The 26,718-nt window shown below is 67.3% G+C and carries 23 protein-coding genes; 10 read left to right on the top strand and 13 right to left on the bottom strand.

Annotated features, from left to right (window positions below):
• Positions 1–785 (top strand): LytR/AlgR family response regulator transcription factor (locus P3W85_RS38705; RefSeq protein ID WP_276268683.1); only part of this gene is annotated, 785 nt, incomplete at its 5' end.
• Positions 786–828: 43 nt separating this feature from the next.
• Here the strand turns inward: P3W85_RS38705 and P3W85_RS38700 are convergent.
• Complete coding sequence (locus P3W85_RS38700; RefSeq protein ID WP_035818423.1) at positions 829–2,538, bottom strand: SulP family inorganic anion transporter; 1,710 nt, start codon at positions 2,536–2,538, stop codon at positions 829–831.
• A gap of 218 nt (positions 2,539–2,756) precedes the next feature.
• Here P3W85_RS38700 and P3W85_RS38695 point away from each other — a divergent pair, with 218 nt between their 5' ends.
• A complete protein-coding gene (locus P3W85_RS38695; RefSeq protein ID WP_017230982.1) occupies positions 2,757–4,841 on the top strand; it encodes a putative bifunctional diguanylate cyclase/phosphodiesterase in 2,085 nt (694 codons plus the stop codon).
• Positions 4,842–4,890: 49 nt separating this feature from the next.
• Here the strand turns inward: P3W85_RS38695 and P3W85_RS38690 are convergent, their stop codons facing one another.
• Both P3W85_RS38690 and P3W85_RS38685 read right to left on the bottom strand, forming a co-directional pair.
• A complete protein-coding gene (locus P3W85_RS38690; RefSeq protein WP_276268682.1) occupies positions 4,891–6,816 on the bottom strand; it encodes an FAD-dependent oxidoreductase in 1,926 nt (641 codons plus the stop codon).
• Position 6,817: 1 nt separating this feature from the next.
• Positions 6,818–7,612 (bottom strand): shikimate dehydrogenase family protein, encoded by a 795-nt coding sequence (locus P3W85_RS38685; protein WP_276268681.1) that lies wholly within the window; start codon positions 7,610–7,612, stop codon positions 6,818–6,820.
• Positions 7,613–7,851: 239 nt separating this feature from the next.
• Here P3W85_RS38685 and P3W85_RS38680 point away from each other — a divergent pair, with 239 nt between their 5' ends.
• The 4 genes from P3W85_RS38680 to P3W85_RS38665 all read left to right on the top strand — a co-directional run bounded on the left by P3W85_RS38680 (position 7,852) and on the right by P3W85_RS38665 (position 12,070).
• The gene (locus P3W85_RS38680) at positions 7,852–8,679 is read left to right on the top strand and encodes an IclR family transcriptional regulator (RefSeq protein WP_276268680.1); all 828 of its coding nucleotides are present in this window, start codon (positions 7,852–7,854) and stop codon (positions 8,677–8,679) included.
• A 22-nt stretch (positions 8,680–8,701) separates the two neighbouring features.
• Complete coding sequence (locus tag P3W85_RS38675) at positions 8,702–10,429, top strand: FAD-dependent oxidoreductase (protein ID WP_276268679.1); 1,728 nt, start codon at positions 8,702–8,704, stop codon at positions 10,427–10,429.
• A 52-nt stretch (positions 10,430–10,481) separates the two neighbouring features.
• On the top strand, positions 10,482–11,108 hold the full coding sequence (locus tag P3W85_RS38670) for an NIPSNAP family protein (RefSeq protein WP_276268678.1): 627 nt from the start codon (positions 10,482–10,484) through the stop codon (positions 11,106–11,108).
• A gap of 137 nt (positions 11,109–11,245) precedes the next feature.
• Positions 11,246–12,070 (top strand): IclR family transcriptional regulator, encoded by an 825-nt coding sequence (locus P3W85_RS38665; RefSeq protein ID WP_017225484.1) that lies wholly within the window; start codon positions 11,246–11,248, stop codon positions 12,068–12,070.
• A 71-nt stretch (positions 12,071–12,141) separates the two neighbouring features.
• Here the strand turns inward: P3W85_RS38665 and P3W85_RS38660 are convergent, their stop codons facing one another.
• The 8 genes from P3W85_RS38660 to P3W85_RS38625 all read right to left on the bottom strand — a co-directional run bounded on the left by P3W85_RS38660 (position 12,142) and on the right by P3W85_RS38625 (position 19,365).
• Positions 12,142–12,966 carry an SDR family NAD(P)-dependent oxidoreductase gene (locus tag P3W85_RS38660; protein ID WP_276268677.1) on the bottom strand — a complete coding sequence of 275 codons (825 nt, stop codon included), beginning with the start codon at positions 12,964–12,966 and terminating at the stop codon, positions 12,142–12,144.
• A gap of 23 nt (positions 12,967–12,989) precedes the next feature.
• Entirely contained in the window at positions 12,990–13,907 is a 918-nt protein-coding gene (locus P3W85_RS38655; protein WP_276268676.1) for an NAD-dependent epimerase/dehydratase family protein, read from the bottom strand.
• A gap of 29 nt (positions 13,908–13,936) precedes the next feature.
• Positions 13,937–15,136, bottom strand: coding sequence for an ABC transporter substrate-binding protein (locus P3W85_RS38650; protein WP_276268675.1), 1,200 nt, complete (start codon positions 15,134–15,136; stop codon positions 13,937–13,939).
• Between the two features lie 92 nt (positions 15,137–15,228).
• Positions 15,229–15,933, bottom strand: a complete 705-nt coding sequence (locus tag P3W85_RS38645) for an ABC transporter ATP-binding protein (RefSeq protein WP_276268674.1) — start codon at positions 15,931–15,933, stop codon at positions 15,229–15,231.
• Positions 15,930–16,649 (bottom strand): ABC transporter ATP-binding protein, encoded by a 720-nt coding sequence (locus P3W85_RS38640; RefSeq protein ID WP_017225752.1) that lies wholly within the window; start codon positions 16,647–16,649, stop codon positions 15,930–15,932. The genes P3W85_RS38645 and P3W85_RS38640 overlap by 4 nt, the downstream gene beginning before the upstream one ends.
• 12 nt (positions 16,650–16,661) lie before the next feature.
• Positions 16,662–17,651 carry a branched-chain amino acid ABC transporter permease gene (locus P3W85_RS38635; RefSeq protein ID WP_276268673.1) on the bottom strand — a complete coding sequence of 330 codons (990 nt, stop codon included), beginning with the start codon at positions 17,649–17,651 and terminating at the stop codon, positions 16,662–16,664.
• A gap of 12 nt (positions 17,652–17,663) precedes the next feature.
• Positions 17,664–18,515, bottom strand: a complete 852-nt coding sequence (locus P3W85_RS38630; protein ID WP_276268672.1) for a branched-chain amino acid ABC transporter permease — start codon at positions 18,513–18,515, stop codon at positions 17,664–17,666.
• Between the two features lie 19 nt (positions 18,516–18,534).
• Positions 18,535–19,365 carry an SDR family NAD(P)-dependent oxidoreductase gene (locus P3W85_RS38625; protein ID WP_276268671.1) on the bottom strand — a complete coding sequence of 277 codons (831 nt, stop codon included), beginning with the start codon at positions 19,363–19,365 and terminating at the stop codon, positions 18,535–18,537.
• Positions 19,366–19,791: 426 nt separating this feature from the next.
• On the opposite strand from P3W85_RS38625, the gene P3W85_RS38620 reads away from it, so the two are divergent.
• The 4 genes from P3W85_RS38620 to P3W85_RS38605 all read left to right on the top strand — a co-directional run bounded on the left by P3W85_RS38620 (position 19,792) and on the right by P3W85_RS38605 (position 24,603).
• Positions 19,792–20,841, top strand: a complete 1,050-nt coding sequence (locus P3W85_RS38620) for a Gfo/Idh/MocA family protein (protein ID WP_276268670.1) — start codon at positions 19,792–19,794, stop codon at positions 20,839–20,841.
• 94 nt (positions 20,842–20,935) lie between these two features.
• The gene (locus tag P3W85_RS38615; RefSeq protein ID WP_276268669.1) at positions 20,936–21,763 is read left to right on the top strand and encodes a sugar phosphate isomerase/epimerase family protein; all 828 of its coding nucleotides are present in this window, start codon (positions 20,936–20,938) and stop codon (positions 21,761–21,763) included.
• A gap of 76 nt (positions 21,764–21,839) precedes the next feature.
• The gene (locus P3W85_RS38610) at positions 21,840–23,003 is read left to right on the top strand and encodes an acyl-CoA dehydrogenase family protein (RefSeq protein WP_017231147.1); all 1,164 of its coding nucleotides are present in this window, start codon (positions 21,840–21,842) and stop codon (positions 23,001–23,003) included.
• Positions 23,004–23,013: 10 nt separating this feature from the next.
• Complete coding sequence (locus P3W85_RS38605) at positions 23,014–24,603, top strand: acyl CoA:acetate/3-ketoacid CoA transferase (protein WP_276268668.1); 1,590 nt, start codon at positions 23,014–23,016, stop codon at positions 24,601–24,603.
• Between the two features lie 10 nt (positions 24,604–24,613).
• Here P3W85_RS38605 and P3W85_RS38600 read toward each other — a convergent pair whose 3' ends face one another.
• Both P3W85_RS38600 and P3W85_RS38595 read right to left on the bottom strand, forming a co-directional pair.
• Positions 24,614–24,988 (bottom strand): NIPSNAP family protein, encoded by a 375-nt coding sequence (locus P3W85_RS38600; protein ID WP_430869701.1) that lies wholly within the window; start codon positions 24,986–24,988, stop codon positions 24,614–24,616.
• Positions 24,989–24,990: 2 nt separating this feature from the next.
• Positions 24,991–26,706, bottom strand: a complete 1,716-nt coding sequence (locus P3W85_RS38595) for an FAD-dependent oxidoreductase (RefSeq protein ID WP_276268667.1) — start codon at positions 26,704–26,706, stop codon at positions 24,991–24,993.
• Between the last annotated feature and the right edge of the window lie 12 nt (positions 26,707–26,718).

Here is a 26,718-nt window from a genome sequence, read left to right as displayed (position 1 = left end):
AACCCCTGCTTGCCGCGGATCTGCAGGCCGAACTGGCGCGGCTATGGCCGGCGCTTGGCATCGTCGCCAGCGTGGGAGACGGCGAAGCCGCGGTCAGGCAAAGCCTGGCGCTGCAACCGGACATCCTGTTCCTGGATATCCGCATGCCGGGCATGAGCGGACTCGAAGCCGCGCAGGCGCTGGCGGAAGACTGGCCCGACCCGGGCGCGCCGTTCCCGCTCATCGTATTCGTGACCGCGTACGACAAATACGCGCTGCACGCATTCGATCACGCGGCGGCCGACTACATCCTCAAGCCCGTGCAGCCCGGCCGGCTCGCGAAGACCTGCACGCGCCTGCAGGCGGCCTTGAAGCAGCGCGCCTCCCCGGACACGCCAGGCCCATCGTGGGAAACGGCACTGGACCAGCTGCGCATGCTCCTTGGCCCCGGCGTGCACGGCGCCGCCGGCAAACCCGCCATCCCGCTGCAGGTGATCCAGGCGAGCGCCGGCAACACCATCACCATGGTGCCGATCGCCGACGTCCTGTATTTCGAGGCCGCCGACAAGTATGTGCGCGTCGTCACCGCCGGACACGAGCACCTGATCCGCACATCGCTGCGCGAGCTTCGGCAACGGCTCGATCTGCAATGCTTCTGGCAGATCCATCGCGGCACGGTGGTGCGCAACACCGCCATCGCCAGCGCCGTGCGCGACGAATCGGGCAGGCTCACGCTCACCTTGCGGGAGCGCCCCGAGAAACTGAGCGTGAGCCGCCTCTACGCCGACCGGTTCAAGGGGATGTAGACACTGCCAGGCTGCCAAGCGGCGAGGCGGGCCGGCAACCGGCCTACACTGCGTTCGTCCCGGCCGTGGCAAGGCCGGCATCCACCGCCGCCAGTGCATCGTGCAGGGTCTCGAATATGCACTGCTCGCCGATGGCTTCCACGATCCCGTGGCGTTCCATATCGGCGCGCAGGTAGTGGTTGACCCGCGCAAAGATCACGTTGACGCCGCGCTGCGTCAGGCTGTCGCAAAGATCGCGCACTGACCGCGCCGCCGAATAGTCGAGATCCGTGATGGCCCCCGCGTCGACCACGAACCAGCGCACGGTCGTCGGCGCATGGTCGATCAGCGCCTTGACCTCGTCGACGAAGTAATGATCGTTAGCGAAGAACAGGTCCGCACCGAAACGATAGACGATCATCTCCGGCGTGGTCTCCATGCCCGGCCTGGCCGCGACGGGCAGCCACCGCCCTTCGGGCCCCGGCGCCAGCACCATGGTGTGCGGACGATAGCTGTGCCGCACATGCCGCATCAGCGACAGGGCGACCGCGAGCAGGATGCCATGTTCGACACCGATCGCCACCACGGCCGCGGCCGTCACCAGCGCCAGCGTGAATTCGCCGGGACTCTCCCGCCCGATGGCAAGCAGCCCCTTCACCTTGATCAGGCCGACTGCGATGGTAAAGACGATGCCGGCAAGCACGCAGTGGGGAAGATACTGCAGCGCCTGGCTCAGGAACAGCAGCACCACGACCACCACGCCAGCGAAGACCACCTGCGCGAACTGGCTGCGCGCCCCGGCCTGATCGGCCATGGCAGTCTGCGTCGGACTGCCGTTGACGACGAAGGTGCCGGTGAGCGCGGCGGCGGCATTGGCCGCCGCCAGCCCCAGGATGTCGGCGTCTTCGTCGACGCGCTCGCGATAGCGCTCCGCGAAGCTGCGGCTTGCGGCGGCGCTCTGCGCGATGATCATCACGAAGCAGGAGGCGGCCACCGGCACGAGCTCCAGCGTCTGCCGCCAGCTCACCGCCGGCAGGTACGGATGCGGCAGCCCCCCGGCGATCGGGCCGATCACGGCGATGCCATGGCCGGCAAAGTCATAGGCATGGCTGGCGGCGATGGCGCCCACCACGGCGAACAATGGCACCGGCAGCCGTGGCAGGTAGCGTTTGGCGCCCAGGATACAGACCACCACGAGCATCGAGATGCCCAGGGTGGGAAGATGGGCCTGCGGCAGTTGACCCACGATCAGCGCAACCTGCTCGGTGGTGCGGGAGGAATGCACGGGTATGCCCAGCATATCGCCAAGCATGGCGATACCCACCTGCACCCCGACGCCCGCGAGGAAGCCGACCAGTACCGTGCGGGAAAGGAAATCGGCGAGAAAACCGAGCCTGAACACCCGCGCCAGCAACAGCATCGCCGCGGTAAGCAGGGCCACCATGCCGGCCAGCGCCACGTACTCCGCGCTCGCGACCGGCGCCATGGTGGACAGGCGGCTGGCAAAGATCGTGGCGGTCGCCGAGTCGGCGGCGACCACCAGATGCCGGGACGCCCCGAACAACGCGAACGCCACCAGCGGCAGAAACACCGTGTAGAGACCGGTGACCGCGGGCATGCCGGCAATGCGCGCATAACCCAGAACCTGCGGGATATTCATCGACGCCAGCGTAAGCCCCGCCAGGGCGTCGCGCAACGCCGCCGCCCGGTTCAGGGGCAGGACGCCCTTCAGCAAGGTGAAGCGCATCGCCTGCTCCCCTTGAAGATCCCGCATGCACCGGTGCCGGCACAAGCCTGCCGGCGAGGCCGCATCTGCACAAGCCCGCGGCTCCCAGGACGCACACCTCGCTCCATATCGAAACATCCTCTAAAGTTGACTGCGCAATATGTCGTTATCGAAGCCGAACTGGCGCTGTCTCTGCAACGCGGCCGCGCGGGCGCAGAGCAGGAAATGCCCAGGCAGATCAGATCCTCACCGAGAAGGGAACACCCATGCTGGCTGGCAGCTACAACAGTTTGCTCGTGCTGTTTTCGCTGCTTGTAGCGATTCTGGCATCCTATACCGCGCTGGACATGGCGGCCCGTATCTCCACCGCGCGGGGCCGGGCCGCGCATTGGTGGCTGGCTGGCGGCGCGTGCGCCATGGGCACGGGTATCTGGTCGATGCACTTCCTCGGCATGCTGGCGTTCAACCTGCCGATCCCGATGGGTTACGACCCCGGCATTACCCTGCTCTCGCTGCTGATCGCCATCGCCTTTTCGGCGTTCGCCCTGTGGCTGGTGTGCCAAAAGACGCTGCCGTGGCCGCGCCTGGCGGGTGGCGCGCTGCTCACCGGCAGCGGCGTGGCCGGCATGCACTATACGGGCATGGCCGCGATGCGCATGGCGCCGGGGATCCGGTATATCGCGTCCCTGTTCGTCCTGTCCATCGCCATCGCCATCCTGGCCTCCGGCACGGCGCTGTGGATGGCCTTCACCCTGCGCCGCCAGTCCCTCTGGGTCCGGCCCTTGCGGGCGGGCGCCGCCGTGGTGATGGGCTTTGCCATCGTCGGGATGCACTACACCGGCATGGCCGCGGCGGAATTCCCGCTCGGCAGCGTTTGCGGTGCCGTGCGCGGCGGGATGGATGCCGGCTGGCTGGCGGTCGTGATCGTCGTGGCCACGCTGGCGGTGCTGGCCATCGCGCTGATCATCTCCGTGCTCGACTCGCGCCTGGAAGCCCGTACCGCGATCCTGGCGGAATCGCTGGCCGAAGCCAACCAGGAACTGACCTACCTGGCGCTGCACGACAACCTCACCAAGCTGCCCAACCGCGTGCTGCTGGAGGACCGGCTCGACCAGGCGATCCAGGCCGCCGCGCGCGAACATGGCCGCTTCGCCCTGATGTTCATGGACCTGGACGGTTTCAAGGCGGTCAACGATGCGTACGGCCACCCCATCGGCGACCGGCTGCTGGTCGAAGTCGCGCAGCGCATCGGGGCCAGCGTGCGTTCGCAGGACACCATCGCCCGGCTGGGCGGAGATGAATTCGTGCTGCTGGCAAGCGTTGCCGAACCGGCGGATGCGGCGACCCTGGCCGAGAAGGTTTTGTCCGCCGTGCGGGAGCCCTTCCTGGTCGCCGGCCGCGAACTGCGTGTGTCCACCAGCATCGGCATCGCCATCTATCCCGGCGACGGCGAACTCCAGCACGACCTGATGGCGAACGCCGACGCCGCGATGTACCACGCGAAAGCACTGGGGCGCAACACCATCTGCTTCTTCGAAGGCTCCATGAATGCCAACGTGCACGAACAGCTCCAGCTGCTGCAGGACCTGCGCCTGGCCATCGAGCGCCGCGAACTGGTCCTGCAGTACCAACCCAAGCTCACCGCGCCCAACGGGCCGGTGATCGGCGTGGAGGCACTGGTGCGCTGGGCGCATCCCGCGCACGGGCTGATCGCGCCGGATCAGTTCATTCCAATGGCGGAGAAAACCGGCCTGATCGTGCCGATCGGCGAGTGGGTGCTGGACGAAGCCTGCCGGCAGATGCGGGAGTGGCGCGATGCGGGCCACCCGGAGTGGAGCATCGCGGTCAACCTGTCGCCGCTGCAGTTCCGGCATGCCAGCCTGATCGAGACGGTGCGCGAAACCCTGGCACGCCACGTACTGGAACCGCGCTGCCTGACCCTCGAAGTCACGGAATCGACGGCCATGCGCGATGCCGATGCCAGCCTGCAAATCCTGCAGCAGCTCCACGGCATGGGCGTGCGGATCTCCATCGACGATTTCGGCACGGGGTACTCCAGCCTGCTCTACCTCAAGCGGCTGCCGGCCAGCGAACTTAAGATCGACCGCGGGTTTATCAGGGAGCTGGCGCGCGACAGCGAAGACGCGGCCATTGTCTCGGCCATCGTGGCGCTGGGCCGGACATTGAACCTGAGCATTGTCGCGGAAGGCGTGGAAACGGCGACGCAGCAGGAATTCCTGACCCGCCTCGGCTGCGATTCCCTGCAAGGCTTCCTGCTCGGACGCCCGATGTCGGCGGATCATCTGATCGCGTCGCTATCGCAGGGCAACGTCCCGCAGCCGCCGGCATGAGCGGTGGGGACCGGCGCATGGCCACGCATCCGGCGCACTGATCGGTGCACTATTCGGCGTTATGGCTGGCGAGATATTTGACCAGGCCATCGATGCCGCCACGCGCGATGATATCGGCGAACTGCCGCCGGTACACCTCGATCAGCCACGCGCCGCTCATATTGATGTCGTAGATGGCCCAGCCCCCGGGGCCGCGCCGCAGCCGGTAGTCGATATGTATCTCGTCTCCCTTGTTCACCATGCTGGTCTCGACCACCATGTCCTTGCCGCTGGCGCGCGCCGGCTTGTACCGGAATTTCAGTGTCTGATCACGCACTTGCGATAAAGACAAGGCGTAGCTGCGCACCAGCAGGGTCTGGAACTGCTCGAAGAGCTGGTTCTGCTGCTCGGGCGACGCGTTGCGCCAGGCGCTGCCGACCGCCAGCAGCGTGGTGTGGTGGAAATCCGTATAGGGCAGGAATTGCCGCCGCACCACCGCCGTGATCTTGTCGAGATCGCCGTTGCGCGTATCGGGGCTGGACTGGATGGTGACAAGCGTGCCCTCGACGGCGGCACGGATCATGCGGTCCGGCGAGGCGCGGTCCACGCCGGCTGCCGCGTCGTCGTTAAACGCCGCAACGGTCTGCTGTAGAACCTCCGGCTGCATCCCGAGCCGGGTGGCCAGTTCGGCAAGGGACGCCGCTTGCGTCAGGTAGCCGTCCTTGAGGAAACGGCCCAGGCCTTTGCCGCCCGGGCGGATCATGCCAAGCCCGTAGCGCTTGAGCGCGGGCGCGTCGCAGACCAGCCACGCGGGTACGCTCGGGCTGCTTGCGTTTGCCTCCTGCATGGCGATGCCGAACAGGTGATAGGACGTCGACTCGTTGAGAAAGCGTCGGCCTTGCTGGTTGACCGTGATCATGCCCGGCTTGCCGCGATCCATGATGAAGTGCGGAAACACCGCCGTGCTGCCGTCAGCGCGCCGGCGCACCGAAACGGGCGCCCAGAAGGCATGGCTGAGGTTACCCTCGCCATAGCGTGCCCCGGCGGCCAGGGCGAGGTCCTGCGCCGCGCCGGTATGGCCAGGTGCGCCGGGGCACCATTGCGCGTCGGCGCCGGGCAACAGGGCGGCCCGTTTTTCCGGGTGCCGGTTGAAGCCGCCGCTGGCGAGCACCACGCCGCCCATCGCATGAATGGTCCGCTGGACGCCGTCCTGCGTCAGCACCACGCCATGGACGCCCCGGGCGTCCTGCCGCAGGGCCGTCACGTCGGTATCGGTGACGATGGATACGCCGCGCTCGGCAAGGGAGTGGAGCAGACGGGCGACCAGGGCATTGCCCATCACCAGGCGAGTGCCGCGCGAGTGACCCAGACGGTCCGCCAGGTGGCGCAGGATGATGCGCGCGGAATATTTGAAGGATCGCCAGGAGCGACTCAGGTTTAGCAGATGCTGGATATCGTCCCGGTCCACCATCATGCCGCCCAGTACCGTGAACTCCGGAATCGGCGGCCGGACCAGCTTGAACAGCGGCCCGAGCTTGCGGCCGTCGAACGGGATGGGCTCGATCGCGCGGCCGCGGTGCACCGAGCCCTCCAGTTCGGACAGGTAGTCCGGGTGGAACTGGCGCACCTGGTATTGCACATGGGTGTGCCTTTCCAGCAGCGAGACCGCATGGTGGCCGTTTTCAAGAAAGGCCGTGCGCAATACCCGGGACGATCGCCCACCGACCGCGCGGTCGAGGAAGCCCGATGCTTTTTCAACGGTGTCGTCGGGCGCTACCGCCAGCCCTTTCTCCGTCATCGGTATCCACGTGGTGCCGGCCGAGTAGGCGGTCGTGCCGCCCAGGTACGCCGTGCGCTCGACCAGCAGCACGCGCGCGCCATCGATGGCCGCGAACAAGGCGGCGGACATGCCGGCGCCGCCGGCGCCGATGACCACCACGTCAAAGCTTTCGTTTTCCACCAGTGCGGACAGTCGGGTGTGGATTGGCGCGGTCATCTCAGGTACCCACGAGGAAGTCGACCATCAGGTCACGCACACGGCCGAACATGTCGGCGCCGGTCATCGTGGCGCAGCCTTTGGCGCGTGCCGCGGCGATCAGCGGGGTCACCGCCGGCACCGTGATCACGCAGCCAACGAATGTGCTTGCCTCGAGCCTGTCGAGCGCGACCGGGCTGGGGTCGCTGTCTTTCATGCCTGCCGGCGTGGCATTGAGCGCGATATCGAAGCCAGCCGGGTCGGTGCTGCCGTGCTCGATGGTCGCCAGGTCCATGCCTGCCAGCCGGTCGATCAGCGTTGACCGGCGCACCTCGTCTTCGTCGTGGATGGCGAGCTTGCTCACCCCAGCCGTCACCAGTGCGTGCGCGATGGCCGAGCCGGCGCCGCCGGCCCCAACCAGCAGCGCGGTCTTGCCGGCGGGTTCGCAACCGTTGTCGCGCATGGCCTGGACAAAGCCCTGCCCGTCGAACATGTCGCCGTGCCAGCTGCCGTCCGCATTGCGCCGCATCACGTTGACGGTGTGAAGAAACGTGGCGCGGTCCGATGCAGTGGCGCAAAGGTCGAAGCAAGCGAATTTATGCGGCACCGTGACGATCAGACCGTCCACGTTCTTTGCCAGCGATGTGCCTGCCAGCCACGCTGATAGATCGGCGGGGGCCACGTGCGCGGGCATCACCATCGCGTTGTGGCCCCGCTCCTGGTAAGCCTGCGTCACGCCCGCAGGCGATTTCACCTGAGCGATCGGGTCGCCGACGATGAAATGAACCCGTGTGGCGCCGTTCAGTGTCTCGGTCATGGTGCTGTCTCTTCCTGATGTCTGTTTGGTGGTCAAGCTTTGTGCTGGTCGAATCCTAGACAATAATGGAATGCAATTCAAGTATTGAACATAGTTCATGTGTGGACTATAGTTCGACTCAACGATTCAGCAGAGACAGAAATGAATAGAGCGACACTTCGGGATGCAAGCCGGCCACTGGAGACCAGGTGGCCCGGGCATCCGATGCGCGCCAACACGTGGGGCCGGAGCCTTTAACGATGAACGGTGTCCTTGAGCGCACACTAGGCATACTCGAACTGCTGGCCCGGCATGGCGATGGCCAGGAGTTGGCGGCGATTGCTGACCAGATCGGCATGCCGCGCAGCGCCGCGCACCGCCTCCTGGGCGACCTGATCCGCTGCGAATATGTCCGGCAGACCCGGGACAAAGGCGAGTACATCCTCACGACGAAGCTGGTTTCCATGGGCCTGACCTATTTGAGCGAGACCGGCATCATCGATATTGCCCAGCCGTTGCTGGACCGCCTGGCGGAGTCCACGGGCGAACTGGTGCGCCTCAGCGTGATCGACGGCAAGCGGCTGACCTGGGTGGCGCGTGCCCAAGGGGCACGCCAGGGCCTTCGCTATGACCCGGACATGGGAGAGGACGCCCGCCTGAGCTGCTCTGCCTCGGGACTGGCGTGGATGTCGACGATGGGTGACGACGAAGCACTCGCGCTGGCTGCGCAGCAAGGCCTGGGCATGCCGCCAGCATATGGTCCCAACGCACCGTCGTCGATGCAGGCCATGCTGGAGATGGTGCATGCTGCCAACGAGCGCGGATTCGCCGTGACCCAGGAAACCTTTACGCCAGGGCTTAACGCCATCGCCGCGCCCGTGCGGCTGGAAGGCCAGGCTCCCATGGGGGTCATCAGCATCGCGGGCCCGACAGTGCGCTTTACCGAGGCGCGCATGCAGGCCCTGGGGCCTGCGCTGGTGTCGAGCGCCGCGCAGCTGGCGGCAGCCAGTGGTGCCTCTGCCTTCTTCAACCAGCACCTGCGCAAGCCTGCCAGCCGCAATGGGCTCAAACCTATCTATGCGGACTGACCCGTCCTCGCTGTCCTCCACCATGACCCCTGCATCCGCTGCGCCTCTCCCTTCCCATTGCGATCTGCTGGTCATCGGCTCCGGTGCTGGCGGCTTGTCCGTCGCCGTGGTGGCGGCCAAGCTTGGCCTCAAGGTGCTGGTGGTCGAAAAGGAGCCGGTCTACGGCGGCACGACCGCCTGGTCTGGCGGCTGGATGTGGATTCCACGCAATCCCCTGGCTGTTGCCGCGAACATCATGGAGGACCTGGACCAGCCGCTGGCCTATCTGCGGCACGAGCTCGGCCCGCAGTTCGATGAAGGCCGCGCTCGCGCCTTTCTCGAGAACGGCCCACGCATGGTGGAATTCTTCCGCCGGCATACCGCGCTGGAGTTTATCGACGGCAATGCCGTGCCAGACTTTCACGGCAACACGCCCGGCGCCGCTATCGGTGGGCGCTCCGTTTGCGCGGCGCCCTTCGATGCCCGGCGGCTTGGCGGGCGGATCGAACAGCTCAAGCCCCCGCTGGCGGAAACCACGCTGTGGGGCATGGGCATCGCAGGAACGGAATTGCGGCATTTCCTCAATGCAAGCCGTTCCGCGAAATCATTCTGCTACGTCGCCGGGCGCGTCGTACGCTATTGGCGCGATCTGCTTGTGCACGGACGTGGCATGCGGCTGGTCAATGGCAACGCGCTGGTTGCCCGGCTGGCGGCATCGGCATTCGAAGCCGGCGTCGAGTTGCGCGTGTCGTGTCCCGCTCGCCGGCTGCTCAGGCAGGATGGCAGGGTGGTCGGCGCCGTGGTGAGCACGCCGCAGGGGGAGGCCGAGATTCGTGCCGTGCGCGGTGTCGTGCTGGCTTGTGGCGGCTTTCCCCATGACGTGAAGCGCAAGCGTGAGCTGTTGCCGCACGCGCCCACGGGCGAGGCGCACTGGTCGGCGGCATCGCGTGGCAACACGGGCGATGGACTCACGCTTGGCGAAAGCGCCGGGGGAACGATCGCAAGGGATCTTGAATCGGCCGCGGCATTGGCGCCGGTGTCGCTGGTGCCGCGCCGGGACGGCACGGTGGCGCATTTTCCCCACCTGATCGAGCGCGCCAAGCCGGGCCTGATCGCGGTGGTCCGCAATGGCCGGCGTTTCACCAACGAAGCCGACTCTTATCACGATTTCATGCGTGGCCTGTTCAAGGCCACGCCGGCGGGGCAGCCCGCAGAAGCCTGGCTGATTTGCGACCACCGCTTTATCCGCCGCTACGGCATGGGCGCCGTCAAGCCCGCGCCCATGCCGATGCGAGCCTCGCTACGCTCCGGCTATCTCAAGCGTGGACACAGCCTGGCAGCGCTCGCGCAGGCATGCGGAATCGATGCCGATGCACTGCAGCGCACCGTGCAACGCTACAACCGGCAAGCGCGCTCGGGAGCCGACCCGGACTTCGGCAAAGGCGAGACGCCCTACAACCGTGTGCAGGGCGACGCGAGCCTGGACGGGCTCAACCCCTGCATGGCGCCCATCGAGCACGGCCCTTTTTACGCCGTCCGGATCGTCGCCGGCAGCCTGGGCACCTTCGCCGGCCTGGTGACGAATGCCAGCGCGCAGGTCCTGGATGAGCGGCAGCAACCAATCCCCGGCCTGTATGCCGGCGGCAACGACATGTCCAGCATGATGGGCGGCAACTATCCGAGCGGCGGCATCACGCTGGGACCCGCCATGACATTCGGCTTCGTCGCCGCCTGCCACGCGGCCGGGCGGGATCCGGCATGCGTTGCCTGACCAGTCAGTTTTTCCCCGCAACCGAAACCTATCGTTTGGAGACCCGACACCCATGTACTACGAACTCGCCACCCTGACCCTGCCTTTTGGCACTGCCGCCCAGGCTGCTACGGCCGTCGAGGCTTTCACGGCCGCTCCCGACGCCGGCGGTGAACTGCTCGGCTGCTGGTTCACGGATATCGGTACCCTGAACCAGATGATCGTCCTGCGCGGCTTCGCCGAACTGTCCTTGCTTTCCGCGGAACGCGAGCGTACCCAGAAAAGCGACAACCCCTTCGGCTGCGGTACCGTGGCGCTGAGCCTGGAGCAGCATAGCTACAAGGGGTTCCCCTGGATGAAGCCCGTGCGTCCCAGCAGCCAATCCGGCATCGCCGGGCCGGTCTACGAGATCCGCACCTATGGCATCAAGCCGGGTGGCGTGCAGCCCACCATCGATCTGTGGGAGGAATACGTGCCGGCTCGCGAGAAGCTCTCTCCCTGCGTGACCGCGATGGTGGCCATCGACGGTCCGTTGAGATTCACCAACATCTGGGCTTACCCCACGCTCGATGCCCGCAGCAAGGTCCGGGCCGATGCCGTGGCCCAGGGCATCTGGCCGCCCAAGGGCGGCCCGGCGTGGCTTACCCCACAGATGAGCTCCACCATCGCGATGCCGACGGCGGTGTCGCCGCTCAAATAAGGATGGGCACCATGGTCCAGGGTCTAGGCATGGATTGGAATGAAATTCAACAATAGAATTTCATTGCTTTTTTGACTATGGTTCAAAGATCGCGCATGCTTTAGCTCCGACATCCTCATCACTGGAGCTTCTTTGACATGAATGGTGTTCTCGAACGCACTTTGGGCATTCTGGAACTGCTGGCCCGGCATAGCGAGGGACTGGAACTGGCGACCATCGCCGACCAGCTCGAGATTCCGCGGAGCGGGGCGCACCGGTTGCTGAGCGATCTGATGCGCTGCGACTACGTGCGCCAGACGCGGGACAAGGGCGAGTACATGCTGACCACCAAGCTCGTGTCGATGGGGCTGACTTACCTGAGCAAGACCGGGATCGTGGACATCGCCCAGCCCCTGCTGGATCGCCTGGCAGAGATCTCGGGCGAACTGGTGCGCCTGAGCGTGATCGATGGCAACCGGCTCACCTGGGTGGCGCGCGCGCAAGGTGCCCGCCAGGGCCTGCGCTACGATCCTGACATGGGCGAGGACGCCCGCCTGAGCTGCTCCGCCTCCGGGCTGGCCTGGCTGTCGACCATGAGCGACGACGCGGCCCTGGCGCTGGTCGCGCAGCAAGGGCTGGGTATGCCCGCGGACTACGGTCCCGGCGCGCCGGATTCGATGCAGGCGATGCTGGAAGCCGTACACGCCGCGCGCGAGCGCGGCTTTTCGGTGACACGGGAGACCTTCACCGCGGGGCTGAACGCCATGGCCGCGCCGGTGCAGCTGGCTGGCCAGGCGCCGCTGGGCGTCGTCACCATTGCCGGCCCGACCGTGCGCTTTGCCGAGGCGCGCATGCTGTCGCTGGGGCCTGACCTGCTCTCCATGGCGGCGCAGCTGGCGGCTGCCAGCGGTGCATCGGCCTTCTTCAGCAAACGGGCGTCGAAGCCCGAAGGCCACGGTCTCAAGCCTATCTACGCGGCCTGACCGGCGACGCGGTTTCCATCGCGCCGCCCGTTCTCAGGTGCCGGGATAACCCGGTCCCCGCCATGGCTGGCTCAAAGCGCTTCCATCACGGCTGGTTTTCCCGGCCGGCCCGGAATCATCGATAGCATGTGATCCGAGATGCCGCCGTCCACCACGAGGTTGTGTCCCGTCACGTAGGATGCGCCAGCACTCGCCAGGTAGGCCACTGCGGCGCCGACGTCCTCCGGCCTGCCGACGCGGCCCAGTGGTACCAGCGCCTCGCGTTGCCGGAGCGTGGCGTCGTCCTGGTACACCGCTTCGGTCAACGGGGTGCGAACCATGCCAGGGCAGACGGTATTGACGCGAATGCCGTCGGCCGCCCATTCCTGCGCAAGGTGGCGGCATAGCATGATGAGCGCCGCCTTGGCTGCCGAATAGGCTCCGTAGCCCGGGTGCGGGGTCAGACCCGACATCGACGCCACCGCCGTGATGCTGCCGCGCGTGCGCGCCAGCTGCTCGCGCGCCGCCTGGGCCAGCAGCCAGGCCGAACGGGTGTTGAGGTTAAAGGTGAGGTCCCACTGGGCTACCGGCAGGTCGGCCAGGCGCCCGGGCCCGGACGCCCCCGCGTTGCACACCAGGGCCGTCAGGTCGCCGCCCTGGGCATGGGCCTGGGTCACCAGGGACGCACATTGCGCGGGATCGGTGATGTCGCCGGAGACGCCGCTGGCCGCGGCGCCGGCGGTGCGTATTTCCTCCACCAGGCGCTCCAGGCGCTCGCCGGGCCGCGAGGCGGCGGCGCTGAGGTGAATGGGCGCGCCATCGCGGCGGGCCTGCTCGATCAGCGCAAAGCAGATGGCACGGCCGATGCCGCCGGTAGCGCCGGTGACGAGGGCGTGTCTCGGAGATGCAGTGTTCATGATGTGGATCGCGTCGTCCTGTGTCAGGTTGATGGATGGTCGGGACGGTCTTGCTTCCGGTAGTGGTCGAGCGTGGCCGCAATGCCTTGCGCCAAGCCCGTTCGCAGGCGCACCGGCAGCAGCGCATCCAGCCCGTCCTCGGTGATGCCGGGCGCGATGGTGAGCGGCGGCCCTTCTGCCTTCAGTTGTGCGCCGGGCATCTGGCGCCGGATCTCGGCCATGACTTCGTCCATCGTGGTCGTTTGGCCCACCAGGTTGTACACGCTGGCGCCCTGCGCCGGTACGAGCAGGGCCTGCTCGAACGCCTGCGCCACATCGTCCACGTAGATCAGGCCGGAGGCACCGGTATAGCCGATGGTGCACGCCTCGCCGCGCGCGGCCGCGCGGCAGGCGATACTGGGGCCGGCACTGACGCCGGTTTCCCGCCCGGGCCCGTATACCACGAAGGGCCGAAACCCGATGCTGGCAATATGGCGTTCGTGCCAGTAGGCGCGCGCCGCGCCCTCCACCGCGAGCTTGAAGGCGCCGTAGTGGGTGGCGGGCTGCGGATGCCGCGCGTCAAGCGGACCATAGACACCCGCCGAGCTCGCATAGACCACCTGGCCGATGCCATGCGCGTGCGCGCCCTCGAAGACGTTGAGCGAACCCATCAGGTTGATTTGCGCGCCGCGCACCGGGTCGGCGCTGCAATTGGGCGTGAGCACGCCGGCCAGGTGGATCACGCCGTCACAGCCCTGCATGGCCAGGCGCACGGCGTTAGCATCGCGGATATCGCCAACCTGCCATTCCAGCCCGTGCGCAACGGGCCCCGCGATGTCCGCCACCGTGCCGCGGTTGGCATGGATGTCGAATACCCGCACGTCCGTGCCGCGGGCTGTCAGGCGGCGGATGATCCAGGCGCCGAGGAAGCCGCTGCCCCCGGTGATCAGTACACGCTTCATCGATGATTCTCCAAGGCCAGGACGGGATCTCACATCTTGCAAAGCGGCGATGCGGCAGGGGTCAGCGACGGCTCGAAGCGCTTCTCGATCACGGGGCGCAGCACGCCATCCATGGTCCTGGCGCGTGCCACGAAGTTGGGCAGCACGAGCTGGTTGTCCTGCGCCCGCATGGTGACGCTGCCATAGACGGTATCGATCTGCGCGCCGCGCAAGGCCCGGCTCACCTCGGCGGGTTTCGTGCTGCCCGCCTTGCGCACGCCCGCGAAGATCACCTGCGCGCCGTTGTAGGCCTGGCCCTCGTTGTCGGTGGGCAGGCGGTTGAACCTGCTCTTCCATGCCGCGGTGAACGCCTTGTTGCGCGGCGTGTCAATATCCGGCGTGTAGGTGGTGGTGCCGAGGGTGTCCTTCAGCGCGTCGCCGGAGGCCTGGATCATGAAGTTCTGGATCAGCGCATGGCCGATCAGCTTCTTGGCCGGGATTAGCCCGAATTCCTGCGCCTGCTTGACGAAGGCAATGGCATCGCGGCCTACCTCAGCCACCCAGATCGCTTCCACGCTGGCGGCCTTGAGCTGGGCGATATAGGGCGAGAAATCCTTGGTGCCCATCGGCACGTAGAGCGACAGCGGCACGCTCTTGCCCGCCGCCTCGGCGGCCTTCTTGAAGGATTCGCCCGAGTCGCGGCCCCACACATAGTCGGCGGCCAGGATAGCGAAGGACTTCTCCTTGAGGTCCCTGGTCCATTGGCCGATCATGGCGATGTCCATCGCGTCCGAATGGTTGGTGCGGAAGCTGCGCGCCTTGCAGGTATCGCCGGTGAGCTTGTCGGACTTGCTGGCCACGCTGAAGTAGGCGGCGTCCCAGCGCTCCAGGTTGGGGGCGATCGCCAGGGAGATGGAAGAGGGAATCGCACCGATCAGCAGGTTGTAGCCGTCGCGCGCGAGCTTCTCCGCCACGCGGCGCCCGGCGTCCGGCGTGCCTTCGTCGTCGGCGATCTGCACCTCGACCTTGCGGCCGTCCACGCCACCGGCGGCGTTGGCTTCATCGATCGCGAACTGCACCGCGCGCAGCACTTCCTCGCCTTGCTGGGCGAAGACGCCGGACCTGGACGTGACCAGGCCGACCTTGACCGGGTCCTTGCCTTGGGCCAGGGCGGCCAGGGGTAGCGCCGCTAGGACGGCCAGGACCGAAAGCGAGGTCAGCGTGCGCTGCAGGGGTTTCATCTTGAACATGCTTTTGTCTCCTGATTTTCTGGGCCGGAAGCGGTCCGGCGGCCGTTGAACATGGAGGCCCGGGCTTTGGCTTGCCTTGGCGTGCTTCGGCCTCAGACCATGACGTGGGCTTCGAGGCGTTCCAGCCCGGTCCTGGAGTTTTCCACCGCGCCTTCGGCCACGACCGCGCCCTTTGCCATGGCGCAGTACCGCTGCGCCACGCGCACCACCAGGCTCATGTTCTGCTCGATCAGCAGCAGCGCGGTGCCCTGGTCGGCGACCCTGGTGAAGATGCTGGCGAGCTGGTCGACGATGACCGGCGCCAGGCCTTCGGTGGGTTCGTCGAGCAGGATCAGAGAGGGGTTTGCCATCAGCGCGCGGCCGACCGCCAGCATCTGTTGCTGCCCGCCCGAGAGCGCTGTGCCCGGCGTGTGCGCCCGCTCCTGCAGGATGGGGAAGAGCTGGTAGATTTCCGGCACCGTCCATGGGCCTTTGCGGCCCGTGGCGGCGCCCAGGTGCAGGTTTTCCTCGACGGTCAGGTTGGCCACGATGCGCCGGCCCTGCGGCACCACCACCACGCCGTGCTGGGCGGGCGCGTAGGGGCGCGGCCGCGCCAGGCGGTGCGTGCCCAGGTGGATCTGCCCGCCGCGCAGCGAGGCCAGCCCCAGGATGGTGTTGACCACCGTGGTCTTGCCCACGCCGTTGCGGCCGACCAGCGCCACGCGCTCGCCGGCGGCAACGGTGAGGTTGAGGTCGTGCAGGATATGCGCCGTACCATAGAAGGCGTTGACGTTTTCCAGGTTGAGCAGGGCGGTCATGCGGCGCTCCCGAGGTAGGCTTCGCGCACGCGCGGATTGGCGCGCACGGCGGCCGGTTCTCCGTCGGCGATCACGCGGCCCAGTTCGAACACGGTCACGGCATCGGAGATGCCGAACACCACGTCCATGTCGTGCTCGACCAGCAGCACCGAGACTTCCCAGCGCGTGGTCAGCGCCTTGAGGTGCTTGGCCAGGTCCAGCGATTCCTTGACCGACAGGCCCGCCATGGGCTCGTCCAGCAGCAGCACGCTGGGGCGGCCAACCAGCGCCAGCGCCAGGTCCAGCCGGCGCTGCTCGCCATAGCCCAGGTCTTCCGCCGTGACGGCTGCCAGCGGCAGCAGGTCGAGCTCCCTGAGCACGGCATCGGCGTCGGCGCCGGAATCCGCCACGCCCATCTTGTGCGAGGCCAGCTCCACCTGCCTGCGCACCGGCATCTGGCCGAAGATGCTGGTGCGCTGGAAACTGCGCGACAAACCGGTCATGCGGCGCTGGGTCGGGCCGAGCGCGGTCACGTCCTGCCCGTTGAGGTACACCTTGCCGCGCGTGAGGCGGCGGCGCCCGGTGATGGCGTCGATCACCGTGGACTTGCCGGCGCCGTTGGGGCCGATCAGGCCGCGGATCTGGCCGCGGCGAAGCGTGAGGGACACGCCGTCCACCGCCTTGACGCCGCCATAGTGGATGGCCACGTCTTCCGCCTGCAATACGAAATCGTTCATCGAAGTCTCCTCTCAGCTGGTGCGAACGGCGGCCCGGGCCGGCTTGGCGCCGATGCGCTTGTTGCGCATGGACAGTCCCTTGAGGGCGCCCGCGATGCCGGCGGGCGAGAACACGATCACGGTGATCAGTGCGATGCCGAAAATGGCCATCCAGTGGTTGGCGTAGGCGCCCAGGATGTCCTTGGCCAGGAAGTACACGATGGCACCCAGCGCCGGCCCCCACAGGGCCTTGTAGCCGCCCACCACTGCCATCATCAGCGCCACGCCCGACAGGCTCCAATGCAGGTTCTCGGGCGAGACGAAGCCGGTGTTCAGCGCCGACAGCACACCGGCCAGGCCGGTCACGGTGGCCGACAGCGCATAGAGGCCGGCGCGTGGTATCAGGGTGTTGATGCCGATGAAGCGGGCACGCTCCTCGTTGTCGCGCACGGCCTCGGTGATGCTGCCGAAGCGGCCGCGCAGCATCAGCGCGAGCAGCAGCATGACCACCACCAGGGTGACCCAGCACACCAGGAACATGGTGGCCGGCCGGAGCAATTGCGACTGCGGCACGCCGAACAGCGTGGCCGGCCATTCGATGCTCATGCCGTCGGCGCCGCCGGTGAGGCCGCGCGAGCGCGAGGCCATCAGGAAGAACATCTGCCCGATAGCCAGCGTCAGCATGCCGAAGGCCACGCCCGGCACGCGCACGATCACCAGGCCCATGACGAACGCCATCAAGGCCATGCCGGCCAGGGTGGCCACGATGGCGGCCTCTGCCGGCATCACCTGGAGCTGCAGGAGCAGGCCCAGGGCGTAGCCGCTGAAGCCGAAGTACAGGGCATGGCCGAAACTGGCCATGCCGTTTTGCTTCAGCAGCAGGCCCACGCCGCTGGCAAATACCGCGTAGATGACGGCTTGCGTCAGCAGGGACAGGATCGTGCCCGAGCTGACCAGGGCCGCGACGGCCGCCCCTGCCGCGAGCGCTGCCACAGCGCCAAGACTCATGTTTCTAGTGGACATGGTGTTATCTCCTCAGGTTCGGCTGCCGGCGAAGCCGGCCGGCTTCCAGATCAGCACGGCAACCATCAGCAGGAACGGCAGCAGCATTGCCGTATCGGGCAGGTAGACCGCGCCCAGCGCCTGGATCATGCCCAGTACCATCGCCGCCACGAACGCACCGGCAAGCGATCCGAGCCCGCCGACGACCACGACCACGAACGAGTCGATGATCACGTCGCTGCTCATCGATGGCGACAGTGACAGGAACGGCGCGGCCACCACGCCGGCCAGCCCGGCCAGGGCGGTGCCGAGCCCGACCACGCCGGCGCTCAGCAAATCGGTGTTGACGCCCTGCATGGCGGTGGTGGTGGGGTCGGTGCTGGCGGCGCGCACGAACAGGCCGGCGCGGGAATAGCGCAGCCACAGGCTCAGGCCCAGCGCGACCAGCAGGCCAGCGCCGATCACCGCGAGGCGGTAAGCGGGCACCGGCGTCCCAAACAGGTCGACCGACGCGCTCAACGCGGCCGGGGCGGGCACGGACAGATTGCTCTTGCCCCACACGGTCTGCACGAAATCCTCGATCACCAGCAGCAGGCCGAAGGTGACCAGCACGACGGAGAGCGGGTCGCGGTCCTGCAGGAGCCGAAAGCCGTAGCGGTCCAGCAGCACGCCCAGCACCGCCATCACAAGAGGCACGGCTAACAGGGCCACCCAGAAGCTGGTCTGCAGGGCGATCGAATAGCCCAGGTAGGCCCCCAGCATATAGAGCGAGCCGTGCGCGAAGTTCACCACGCGGCGCAGGCCGTAGATGAGCGCCAGTCCCGAGCACATCACGACCAGCAACGCCCCGTAGACCAGGCCATTGAATAGGTTGATTGTCAGCATCTTTCGTTTCCTCCTGGGCTCAGAGAGCCGGCAAGGCGTTGTCCGGCGCGCCGAACGCGGTCCAGCCACCATCCACGGGCAGCACGATCCCGGTGATGTAGCTGGCGGCGGGCGACGCCAGGAAGGCGATGGCCTCGGCGATCTCGGTGGGTTCGGCCATGCGGCCCATCGGCGTGCGGTGCGCGATTGCCTGGCCGTCGATCGCGCCCTGGCGTGCCAGTCCGGCCACCAGGTCGGTGCGCACATAGCCCGGCGCCACGGCATTGACGCGGATGCCCTCGCGCGCCCATTCGCTGGCCAGGGCGCGCGTCATGCCCAGCACGCCGGCCTTGGCCGCGCAGTAGGCATTGCGGCCGGGGATGCCGCCCAGGCTGGCGATCGAGCCCAGGTTGACAATGGCGCCGCGGTTGCCGCGCGGGTCGCGCGCCTGCTCGCGCATCGTCCGCAGCACGGCCTGGCTCATCAGGAAGCAGCCCCGCACATGCACGGCCAGTACGCGCTCGAACGCATCGAGTGTCTGCTCCAGGGTGGGCCGGGCCTGGTCGCCGATCCCGGCGTTGTTGACGAGCGCGTCGATCCGGCCCATCCGAGCCACTGCCGCGCCGATGGCGCCATCCACGCTGGACTCTTGCGTCACATCGCAGGCCAGCCCCAGGTGGGCCGCGCCGAGTTCGGCCGCCCGGCCGGCCACGGCGTCGGCGCGCAGATCCAGCAGCACGATGCGCCAGCCATCCGCGGCCAGCCGCTGCGCCGTTGACCAGCCGATGCCGTCGGCCGCGCCGGTGACGATCGCCACCGGTCGGGTCTCGTCCGCCTGGGTTCGCTTGTCTTGATCGAAAGTGGGTTCCATGGCTCAGGCCGCTGCGTGGGTTGCGAGGGCCAACTCCCGGCTAAAACCGGCATGGATGTGGGGCGCGGCGGCGCGTGCGGCGCCCTGGGTACGTGCCAATGGCAGTTGCATGCTTGTCTCCTGGTTGTTCTGTCCCCGAGCGGTTGAGCCCGGCTCGGGGTTTGCTGGATTGTGTTTTGCCGGGCGGTCCGGCGCGCCCACGATTCCGGCCTGGAACAGGACAATTCATGCACGACCGGATCAGGTTTTCCCTAGGGTTGGCATGCGTTCTGTGCAGCGAGAATCTGTAGCGTCTTCGAATTTGTTGGAATACTAGTCAAAAAAGGAATAGCATTCAACTATTGAATTTTATTCTGTTTGAACTGCCGTTTAGCAAACGACGGGCCGACGACGAACAACGAGACGAACCACGAGCGCAGATAGCCCATGAACAAGACCCCTATCGCACTGATTGGCGCCGGCGCAATCGGCCGCACCCACATCGACCGCATCGGGCGCAGCGGTACCCTGCGGCTGGCGGCCATCGCCGACCCGACCGACGCGGGCCGCGCATTGGCGCAGAGCCTGGGCGTGCCCTGGTATGCCGACCACCTCGGCATGCTCGAGGGCGTCAAGCCGCGCGGCGCCGTGGTCGCCACGCCCAACGGGACCCATGTCGCGGTGGCCGCGGACTGCCTGGAGCACGGAGTTGCCGCCCTGGTCGAGAAGCCGGTGGCCGACACCGTGGCCGAGGCGCAGAGGCTGGTCGACGCCCAGGCGCGCACTGGCGTGCCGGTGCTGGTCGGCCACCATCGCCGGCACAACCCCATCAGCCGCCGCGCCCGCGAGATCCTCCAGTCCGGGCGGCTCGGCCGGCTGGTGGCGGCCAGCGCCATGGCGACATTTCTCAAGCCCGACGCGTATTTCGAGGCGGCCTGGCGGCGGCAGGCGGGCGGCGGGCCAATCCTGATCAACCTGATTCACGACATCGACCTGCTGCGTTTCCTCATGGGCGAGATCGAGTCGGTGCAGGCCGCCAGCAGCAATGCCGTGCGCGGCTTTGCCGTGGAGGACACCAGCGCCGCCGTGCTGCGCTTTGCCAGCGGAGCGCTGGGTACGGTGCTGCTGTCGGACGCGGCGGCGTCGCCCTGGTGCTGGGATTTCTGCTCCGGCGAACAGGAGGCATATCCGCGCCAGCAGGTGCAGTCGCACTTCATCGCGGGCACGCACGGTTCGCTTTCGCTGCCCGACCTGCAGTTATGGAACTACCGTGGCGAGCGCAGCTGGCATGCCGAGCTGACGCTGGAGCAGTCCGCCGTGCACCAGGCCGATCCGTATAGCCAGCAGCTGCAGCACTTCAAGGCCGTGATCGAGGGCAGCGAAGCGCCGCTGTGCAGCGCGCTCGACGGCCTGCGCACGCTGCAGGCCACGCTGGCCGTGCACGAGGCCGCGGTCAGTGCGCAAAGCGTGCGCCTCGAGGCCGGCAGTAGCCAATAGGCTGGCCCGCCTGATCTGTCTGAACACCCACGGAACCCATGCAGAACCCCCAATCCACGGTTTCACCGCTGGACTGAGTGCCAGGAGAACGACCATGTCCCATAGCTATTCGCTTGCTTATCTCACTTCGAACACGCTCACGCCCCCGCAGGCAATCCAGCTCGCGGCCGAGTTGGGCTACCGCTTCGTCGGCCTGCGGCTGGCGCCCAATGCCCCGGGCGCGCCCCAGCAAGCCCTGATCGGGCGGCCCGACATACTGCGCGAAACGCTGGCGGCGCAGCGGGACACCGGCGTCGGCGTGTTCGACCTGGAAATCATCCGCATCGGCGAGGGCTTCGATCCGCGCGCCAGCCTGCCGCTGCTGGACGCCGGCGCGGCGCTGAAGGCGAAGGCAGTACTGGTGGCCGGGGACGACGCCGACACCGCGCGTCTGGCGGACAGCTATGCGCGCCTGTGCGAGCTGATGCTGCCCTATGGCATGACCGCCGACCTGGAGTTCATGCCCTGGACCACCGTGCCCGATGCGCGCACCGCGCTGGGCATCGTCGATGCCGCCGGGCGCCCGGCCAATGCGGGGATCTTGGTGGATGCGCTCCATGTGGCGCGCTCGGGCACCAGCTTCGACGACCTGCGCGCGCTGCCGCGCGAACTGTTGCACTACGCGCAGATCTGCGACGCGCCGACCAGCGCGCAGCTCGGCCGCGCGTTCACGGTGGAGGAGATGATCCACACCGCCCGTTGCGAGCGCCTGCTGCCCGGCGAGGGCGGCATTGACCTCAGGGGCCTGTTCGCAGCCTTGCCGGCCGATTTGCCGGTGAGCGTGGAAGTGCCGAACGAGACCCGCCTGCCGCAAGCTGGCCAGCCCGATTGGGCGCGCCAGGCACTCGCCGCCAGCCGCGCGGTGCTCGAGCTGGGCGCTTGACGCACCGCCGCAACCTCACGCATGGGGCGACGCCCCGTCGCGGCCAAAACGACAACTGGAATGACGGAGAGAGACCATGGATTTTTCCCTGAACGAAGAACAGAAGATGATGATCGACACCGTGCGTCGTTTCATCGCCGAGGAACTCAGGCCGCTGGAAGCCGAGATCGAGGAGAACGGCTTTCTGGACCCGGCCAAGGCGCGCGCCGTCCACGAGAAATCGAAATCCCTGGGCCTGTATGCGCTCAATATCGCCCCCGAGCTGGGCGGCGGCGGACTGTCTGCCGTCGATCGCATGCTGTGCGAAGAGCAGTTCGGCCACACCACCGATATCCTGATCCGCCGCGCCTTCGGCAACGTGTATGAACCGCTGCTCGTCTGCAAGGGCGAACAGATCGCGCGCTGGCTCACGCCCTCGGTGCGAGGCGAGCGCACCTGCGCCATCGCCATCACCGAGCCGGGAGCGGGATCGGACGCGCAGGGCATCAAGACCCACGCCAGGAAGGTGGAAGGGGGTGGCTGGGTGCTCAATGGCGCCAAGCACTTCATCAGCGATGGCGACTGGAGCGATTTCTTCCTGGTCTCGGCCAGGACCGGCGACAAGGAAATCTCCATGTTCATGGTCGACAAGGGCTTGCCCGGTTTCTCCGTGGGCAAGGACCAGAAGATGATGGGCCTGCGCGGCACGCCGCATGTGGAGCTGTTCTTCGACAACGTGCCGCTTGAGCCGGCGGCGCTGCTTGGCGAAGAGGGCCAGGGCTTCAAGCTGGCCATGGGCGCGCTCAATGTGGTCCGGCTGGCGCAGGTCGGCGCGCGCGCCGTCGGCAAGGCCAGCCATGTGCTGGAGCTGATGGTGGACTATGCCGGCCAGCGCCAGCAGTTCGGCAAGGCGATCGGTGAGTTCCAGATGGTCCAGCAGATGCTGGCCGACAGCGTGATCGAGATCAATGCCGCGCGCTGGATGGTCCTGCACACCGCCTGGATGCTCGATTCCGGGCTGGATGCGCGCGAGCAGATCGCCATGGTCAAGGTGCATGCCGCGGAAACCCTGGGCCGCGTGGTGGACCGCGCCGTGCAGGTGTTTGGCGGCATGGGCTTCTGCAAGGAGCTGCCGATCGAGCGCTACTACCGCGATGCCCGCATCTACCGCATCTTCGACGGCACCAGCGAGATCCACCGCACCGTGATCGCCAGGAGCGTGCTGAGAAAGGGCGCGGCGCTGTTCGACGTGAACCGCTGAGGAGCCCGTCATGAGCAGCAGCAAATTCATGACGGCGGCGCAGGCCGCCGGGCTGATCCGCGACGGCGACACGGTCGGGTTGATGGGCGGCGGCGGCGGCCTGATGGAGGCGACCTGCCTGTTCGAGGCCGTGCAGGCACGCTTTCAGGAAACGGAGCATCCGCGCCACCTGACCGTGATCCACGCCCTGGGCATCGGCGACAAGAAGACCAAGGGCATGAACTGCTTCGCGCACGAAGGCCTGGTCCGGCGCGTGATCGGCGGGCACTGGGTATGGTCGCCATCGATGCAGCGGCTGGCCGAGGAGGAAAAGATCGAGGCCTATATCCTGCCCGGCGGCGTGTCCAGCCAGCTGATGCGCGAGATCGGGGCGGGGCGGCCCGGCCTGTTCACGCATGTGGGCCTAGGCACGGTCTGCGACCCGCGCCAGGGCGGGGGCAGGATGAACCGCAGCGCGAAGGAGGAATTGAGCGAAGTGGTGCGGATGGACGGGCGGGAATACCTGCGCTACAAGCCATTCCCGATCCATGTCGCGCTGGTGCGCGCGAGCGCGGCCGACGAGGACGGCAATATCAGCTTCGAGCACGAGGCTGCCAATCTGGATGCGCAGTCGCTGGCGCTCGCGGCGCGCAACAGCGGCGGCAAGGTGATCGTGCAGGTCGGAGAGCGGCTGCCAAGAGGGGCCCTGACGGCGCGCGAGGTTCGCATTCCGGCCGCGTGGGTCGATGCCGTGGTGGTCGATCCCGGACAGCGCACCAGCTACCACATTCCGTTCGATGCGGCCTTCAGCGGGGAGCTGACCGGCGCGGCCCGCGCGGCCAGCGAGGCCGAGGACCATGCGGCCGAACGCGCCGCCGCGCACGAGGCCTTCAGCGAGCGCCAGGCCATCGCCCGCCGCGCCGCGGTGGAACTGTTCAATACGGGCAAGGCCCGCCCGGTAGTCAATTACGGCGTGGGCGTACCCGACGCCGTGGCCAAGCTGATCGCCGCGCGCAACGAGCAGCACCGCGTCTACCAGACCATCGAGCATGGCACCTACGGCGGCACCTTGATGGATGGCGTGCTGTTCGGCTACGCGCGCAACGCCAGCGCCATGCTGGACGCGGCCACGCAGTTCGATTTCTACGCGGGCGGCGGGCTGGACATCGCCTTCCTTGGTTTCGGCGAACTGGACCGGCAGGGCAACGTGAACGTGTCGCGCCTGGGCGGCCTGACGGTAGGCCCCGGCGGCTTTATCGATATCGCCCAGAATGCGCGCAAGGTGGTGTTCTGCGGCACGCTGGCCGCCAAAGGCGTCAAGCTGGCCACCGGCGATGGCAGGATGCGCGTGCTGGAGCAGGGCAGGGTGAAGAAGCTGGTGGCGCAGGTGGAACAGATCACCTACAGCGGCCCCCAGGGGCTGGTGCGCGGGCAGGAGGTGCTGTACCTGACCGAGCGCGCCAGCTTCCGCCTGACGCCGCAAGGCGTGGAGCTGTTTGAAATCGCGCCCGGCATCGACCTGCAGCGCGACGTGCTGGACCAGATGGACTTCGTGCCGCGCGTGGCCGCCGAGGTGGCGGTCATGCCGGCGCGGCATTTCACGGCCGGCATGCAAGCCTGAGGGCTGCCCGTCAGGGTTGGGCGGTGGACGTGAAACGGCCCAGGCTGGGCATGTCCACCGCCCGCACGAGGCGGGTTTCCTGCGCGGTGATCAGATGCCCGGACGCCGACAGGTATGCCGGGAAGTCCGGGTGCGTGTCGCGTGCCTTGCAGCGGCGCTCGTAGTCGGCCAGGTCCTGGTAGGCCCACAGGTGCACGAACTGGTTCAGCGGGCCGACATGACTCACGTAGAAGCCCGCCGGGCTGCCCAGCGTCTCCAGCAGGATGGGCATCGCGAGGCGGTCGAAGACCTCCAGGAACGCTGGCATCCTGCGCAGCGCGATGGTGTAGGTGCGGTGGTCGATCAGCGGCTTGTCCAGGTAGCTCATGTTCACGCTCATGCTCATGGTTATGCCCTTGCTCCGGCCTGGTCGGCGATATTGGCGATATGGTTGCCCGTGATGAACCCGAAGGTCATGTTCGGCCCGTGGGTGATGCCTGCGCCGGGGTAGTTGCCGCCCATGATGCTGGCGCGGTCGTTGCCCACCGCGTACAGCCCGGCGATCGGGGTGCCGTCGCGCTTGAGGACTTCCCCGGCCACGCTGGTCCGGATGCCGTCGAAGGTGCCGAGGTCACCCACCACCACCTTGACAGCGTAGAAGGGACCTTTCCCGAGCGGCGCCACGCAGGGGTTGGGCTTGTTCTCGGGATCGGCAAGGTAGCGGTTGAACGCGCTGCGGCCGCGCCCGAAGGCCGGGTCTTCTCCCCTCGCCGCGCCCACGTTGTACTCGCGCACGGTCTCTTCCAGGCCTGCCGGTTCGATGCCGGCCTGCCGGGCCAGGTCTGCCAGCGTGCGGCCTTCGATCAGGTAGCCGTTGCGCAGGAGCTTGCCAAAGGGCATCGGCGCCGGCTTGACGAAGCCAAGGCCGTACTTGGCCAGGGCGGCCTTGTCGCAGACCAGCCACATGGCCGTCTCCTGCTGTCCTTCGCAGGCGCGGATCATGGCCGCGCCTACGTCGTGGTAGGAGTTGGACTCGTTGGTGAAGCGCCTGCCGTTGCGCAGTACGCCAATGATGCCGGGCTTGTAGCGGTCCAGCAGATGCGGGAACACGCCGAACTCGCCGTTGCCGTATGGCACGCGCGAAACCGGCATCCACGCGGCGCTGTCGCGGTAGCGGATGTCGGCGTTGCCGCCGGCGGCCTCCGCCATGGCCACGCCGTCGCCCGTGTTGCCGGCCGGCGTGGGCGAAAGATGCTCGCCCCCGCGCGCAACATGCGGGTAAGCCATGGCGATGCGCTTCACGTCATGCGGGAAACCGCCGCAGGCCAGCACCACGCCATGCCGCGCGCGCAGGCGCAGTTCGCCGCCTTCGCCCTCGGCACGCACGCCGACGGCCTTGCCGCCTGCCATCAGGATCTCTTTCGCCGCTGTGCCGGTCAGGATGGGCACGCCCAGGTCCAGCGCAGACTTCGCCAGCCGCGCCGCCAGCGCATTGCCGCTGGTCACGTTGATGCCGCGGCGGTAGAGCATGAGTTCCTTCATGTGGGTCGCCAGCCGCCTGGCCACATAGAAGAACGAGGTCAGCGATTTGGTGGCGCGGAAGAAGTGCTTGAGGTCGGCATTCGACGAGTTGAACATCATGCCGATGAAGGTGATGGTCTTGAGCGGCGGCTTGAGGCGTTGCATGTCCTTTCCCAGGCCGCGTATGTCATACGGCGCGGCCAGGATCGAGCGGCCCACGTCCACGCCACCTGGCGCATCGGGATGATAGTCGGGATAGAGCGTGGGGACGAATTTCATCTCCGTCTCGCGCTCGAAGAACGCCACCATCTCCGGGCCGTTCTCGAGGAACGCCTGGACGGCGGCCTCTTCGTAGAACGAGCCGGTCTCCTGCATCATGTAGGTACGCACGGCGTCAAGCGTGTCGGCCGGATTCTGCCGGCGGCCATGCGGGCTCATCGGAATCCACAGCACGCCACCGGACAGCGCGGTGGTGCCGCCGAACACGGATTCCTTTTCCAGCACTACCACATCGAGACCGCGCTTTTTCGCGGTGATGGCGGTGGCCAGTCCGGCGGCGCCGGAACCGATGACGATCAGGTCATATTCAGTACGATGGGACATGGGATTCTCCTG

Source organism: Cupriavidus basilensis (assembly GCF_029335485.1).
Taxonomy (GTDB): domain Bacteria; phylum Pseudomonadota; class Gammaproteobacteria; order Burkholderiales; family Burkholderiaceae; genus Cupriavidus; species Cupriavidus basilensis_E.
Note: the sequence above shows the minus strand (reverse complement) of the source record. Positions and strands in the feature narration are given on the sequence as shown.

What these genes read in the sequence shown, in the direction of transcription:
- P3W85_RS38685 (WP_276268681.1), bottom strand. Translation starts at nt 7,612, where the DNA reads ATGACCGAGACACTGAACGGCGCCACACGGGTTCATTTCATCGTCGGC.
- P3W85_RS38670 (WP_276268678.1), top strand. Translation starts at nt 10,482, where the DNA reads ATGTACTACGAACTCGCCACCCTGACCCTGCCTTTTGGCACTGCCGCC.
- P3W85_RS38595 (WP_276268667.1), bottom strand. Translation starts at nt 26,706, where the DNA reads ATGTCCCATCGTACTGAATATGACCTGATCGTCATCGGTTCCGGCGCC.
- P3W85_RS38640 (WP_017225752.1), bottom strand. Translation starts at nt 16,649, where the DNA reads ATGAACGATTTCGTATTGCAGGCGGAAGACGTGGCCATCCACTATGGC.
- P3W85_RS38660 (WP_276268677.1), bottom strand. Translation starts at nt 12,966, where the DNA reads ATGAACACTGCATCTCCGAGACACGCCCTCGTCACCGGCGCTACCGGC.
- P3W85_RS38635 (WP_276268673.1), bottom strand. Translation starts at nt 17,651, where the DNA reads ATGTCCACTAGAAACATGAGTCTTGGCGCTGTGGCAGCGCTCGCGGCA.
- P3W85_RS38625 (WP_276268671.1), bottom strand. Translation starts at nt 19,365, where the DNA reads ATGGAACCCACTTTCGATCAAGACAAGCGAACCCAGGCGGACGAGACC.
- P3W85_RS38695 (WP_017230982.1), top strand. Translation starts at nt 2,757, where the DNA reads ATGCTGGCTGGCAGCTACAACAGTTTGCTCGTGCTGTTTTCGCTGCTT.
- P3W85_RS38690 (WP_276268682.1), bottom strand. Translation starts at nt 6,816, where the DNA reads ATGACCGCGCCAATCCACACCCGACTGTCCGCACTGGTGGAAAACGAA.
- P3W85_RS38655 (WP_276268676.1), bottom strand. Translation starts at nt 13,907, where the DNA reads ATGAAGCGTGTACTGATCACCGGGGGCAGCGGCTTCCTCGGCGCCTGG.
- P3W85_RS38680 (WP_276268680.1), top strand. Translation starts at nt 7,852, where the DNA reads ATGAACGGTGTCCTTGAGCGCACACTAGGCATACTCGAACTGCTGGCC.
- P3W85_RS38605 (WP_276268668.1), top strand. Translation starts at nt 23,014, where the DNA reads ATGAGCAGCAGCAAATTCATGACGGCGGCGCAGGCCGCCGGGCTGATC.
- P3W85_RS38600 (WP_430869701.1), bottom strand. Translation starts at nt 24,988, where the DNA reads ATGAGCATGAGCGTGAACATGAGCTACCTGGACAAGCCGCTGATCGAC.
- P3W85_RS38630 (WP_276268672.1), bottom strand. Translation starts at nt 18,515, where the DNA reads ATGCTGACAATCAACCTATTCAATGGCCTGGTCTACGGGGCGTTGCTG.
- P3W85_RS38700 (WP_035818423.1), bottom strand. Translation starts at nt 2,538, where the DNA reads ATGCGGGATCTTCAAGGGGAGCAGGCGATGCGCTTCACCTTGCTGAAG.
- P3W85_RS38620 (WP_276268670.1), top strand. Translation starts at nt 19,792, where the DNA reads ATGAACAAGACCCCTATCGCACTGATTGGCGCCGGCGCAATCGGCCGC.
- P3W85_RS38650 (WP_276268675.1), bottom strand. Translation starts at nt 15,136, where the DNA reads ATGTTCAAGATGAAACCCCTGCAGCGCACGCTGACCTCGCTTTCGGTC.
- P3W85_RS38615 (WP_276268669.1), top strand. Translation starts at nt 20,936, where the DNA reads ATGTCCCATAGCTATTCGCTTGCTTATCTCACTTCGAACACGCTCACG.
- P3W85_RS38665 (WP_017225484.1), top strand. Translation starts at nt 11,246, where the DNA reads ATGAATGGTGTTCTCGAACGCACTTTGGGCATTCTGGAACTGCTGGCC.
- P3W85_RS38610 (WP_017231147.1), top strand. Translation starts at nt 21,840, where the DNA reads ATGGATTTTTCCCTGAACGAAGAACAGAAGATGATGATCGACACCGTG.
- P3W85_RS38645 (WP_276268674.1), bottom strand. Translation starts at nt 15,933, where the DNA reads ATGACCGCCCTGCTCAACCTGGAAAACGTCAACGCCTTCTATGGTACG.
- P3W85_RS38675 (WP_276268679.1), top strand. Translation starts at nt 8,702, where the DNA reads ATGACCCCTGCATCCGCTGCGCCTCTCCCTTCCCATTGCGATCTGCTG.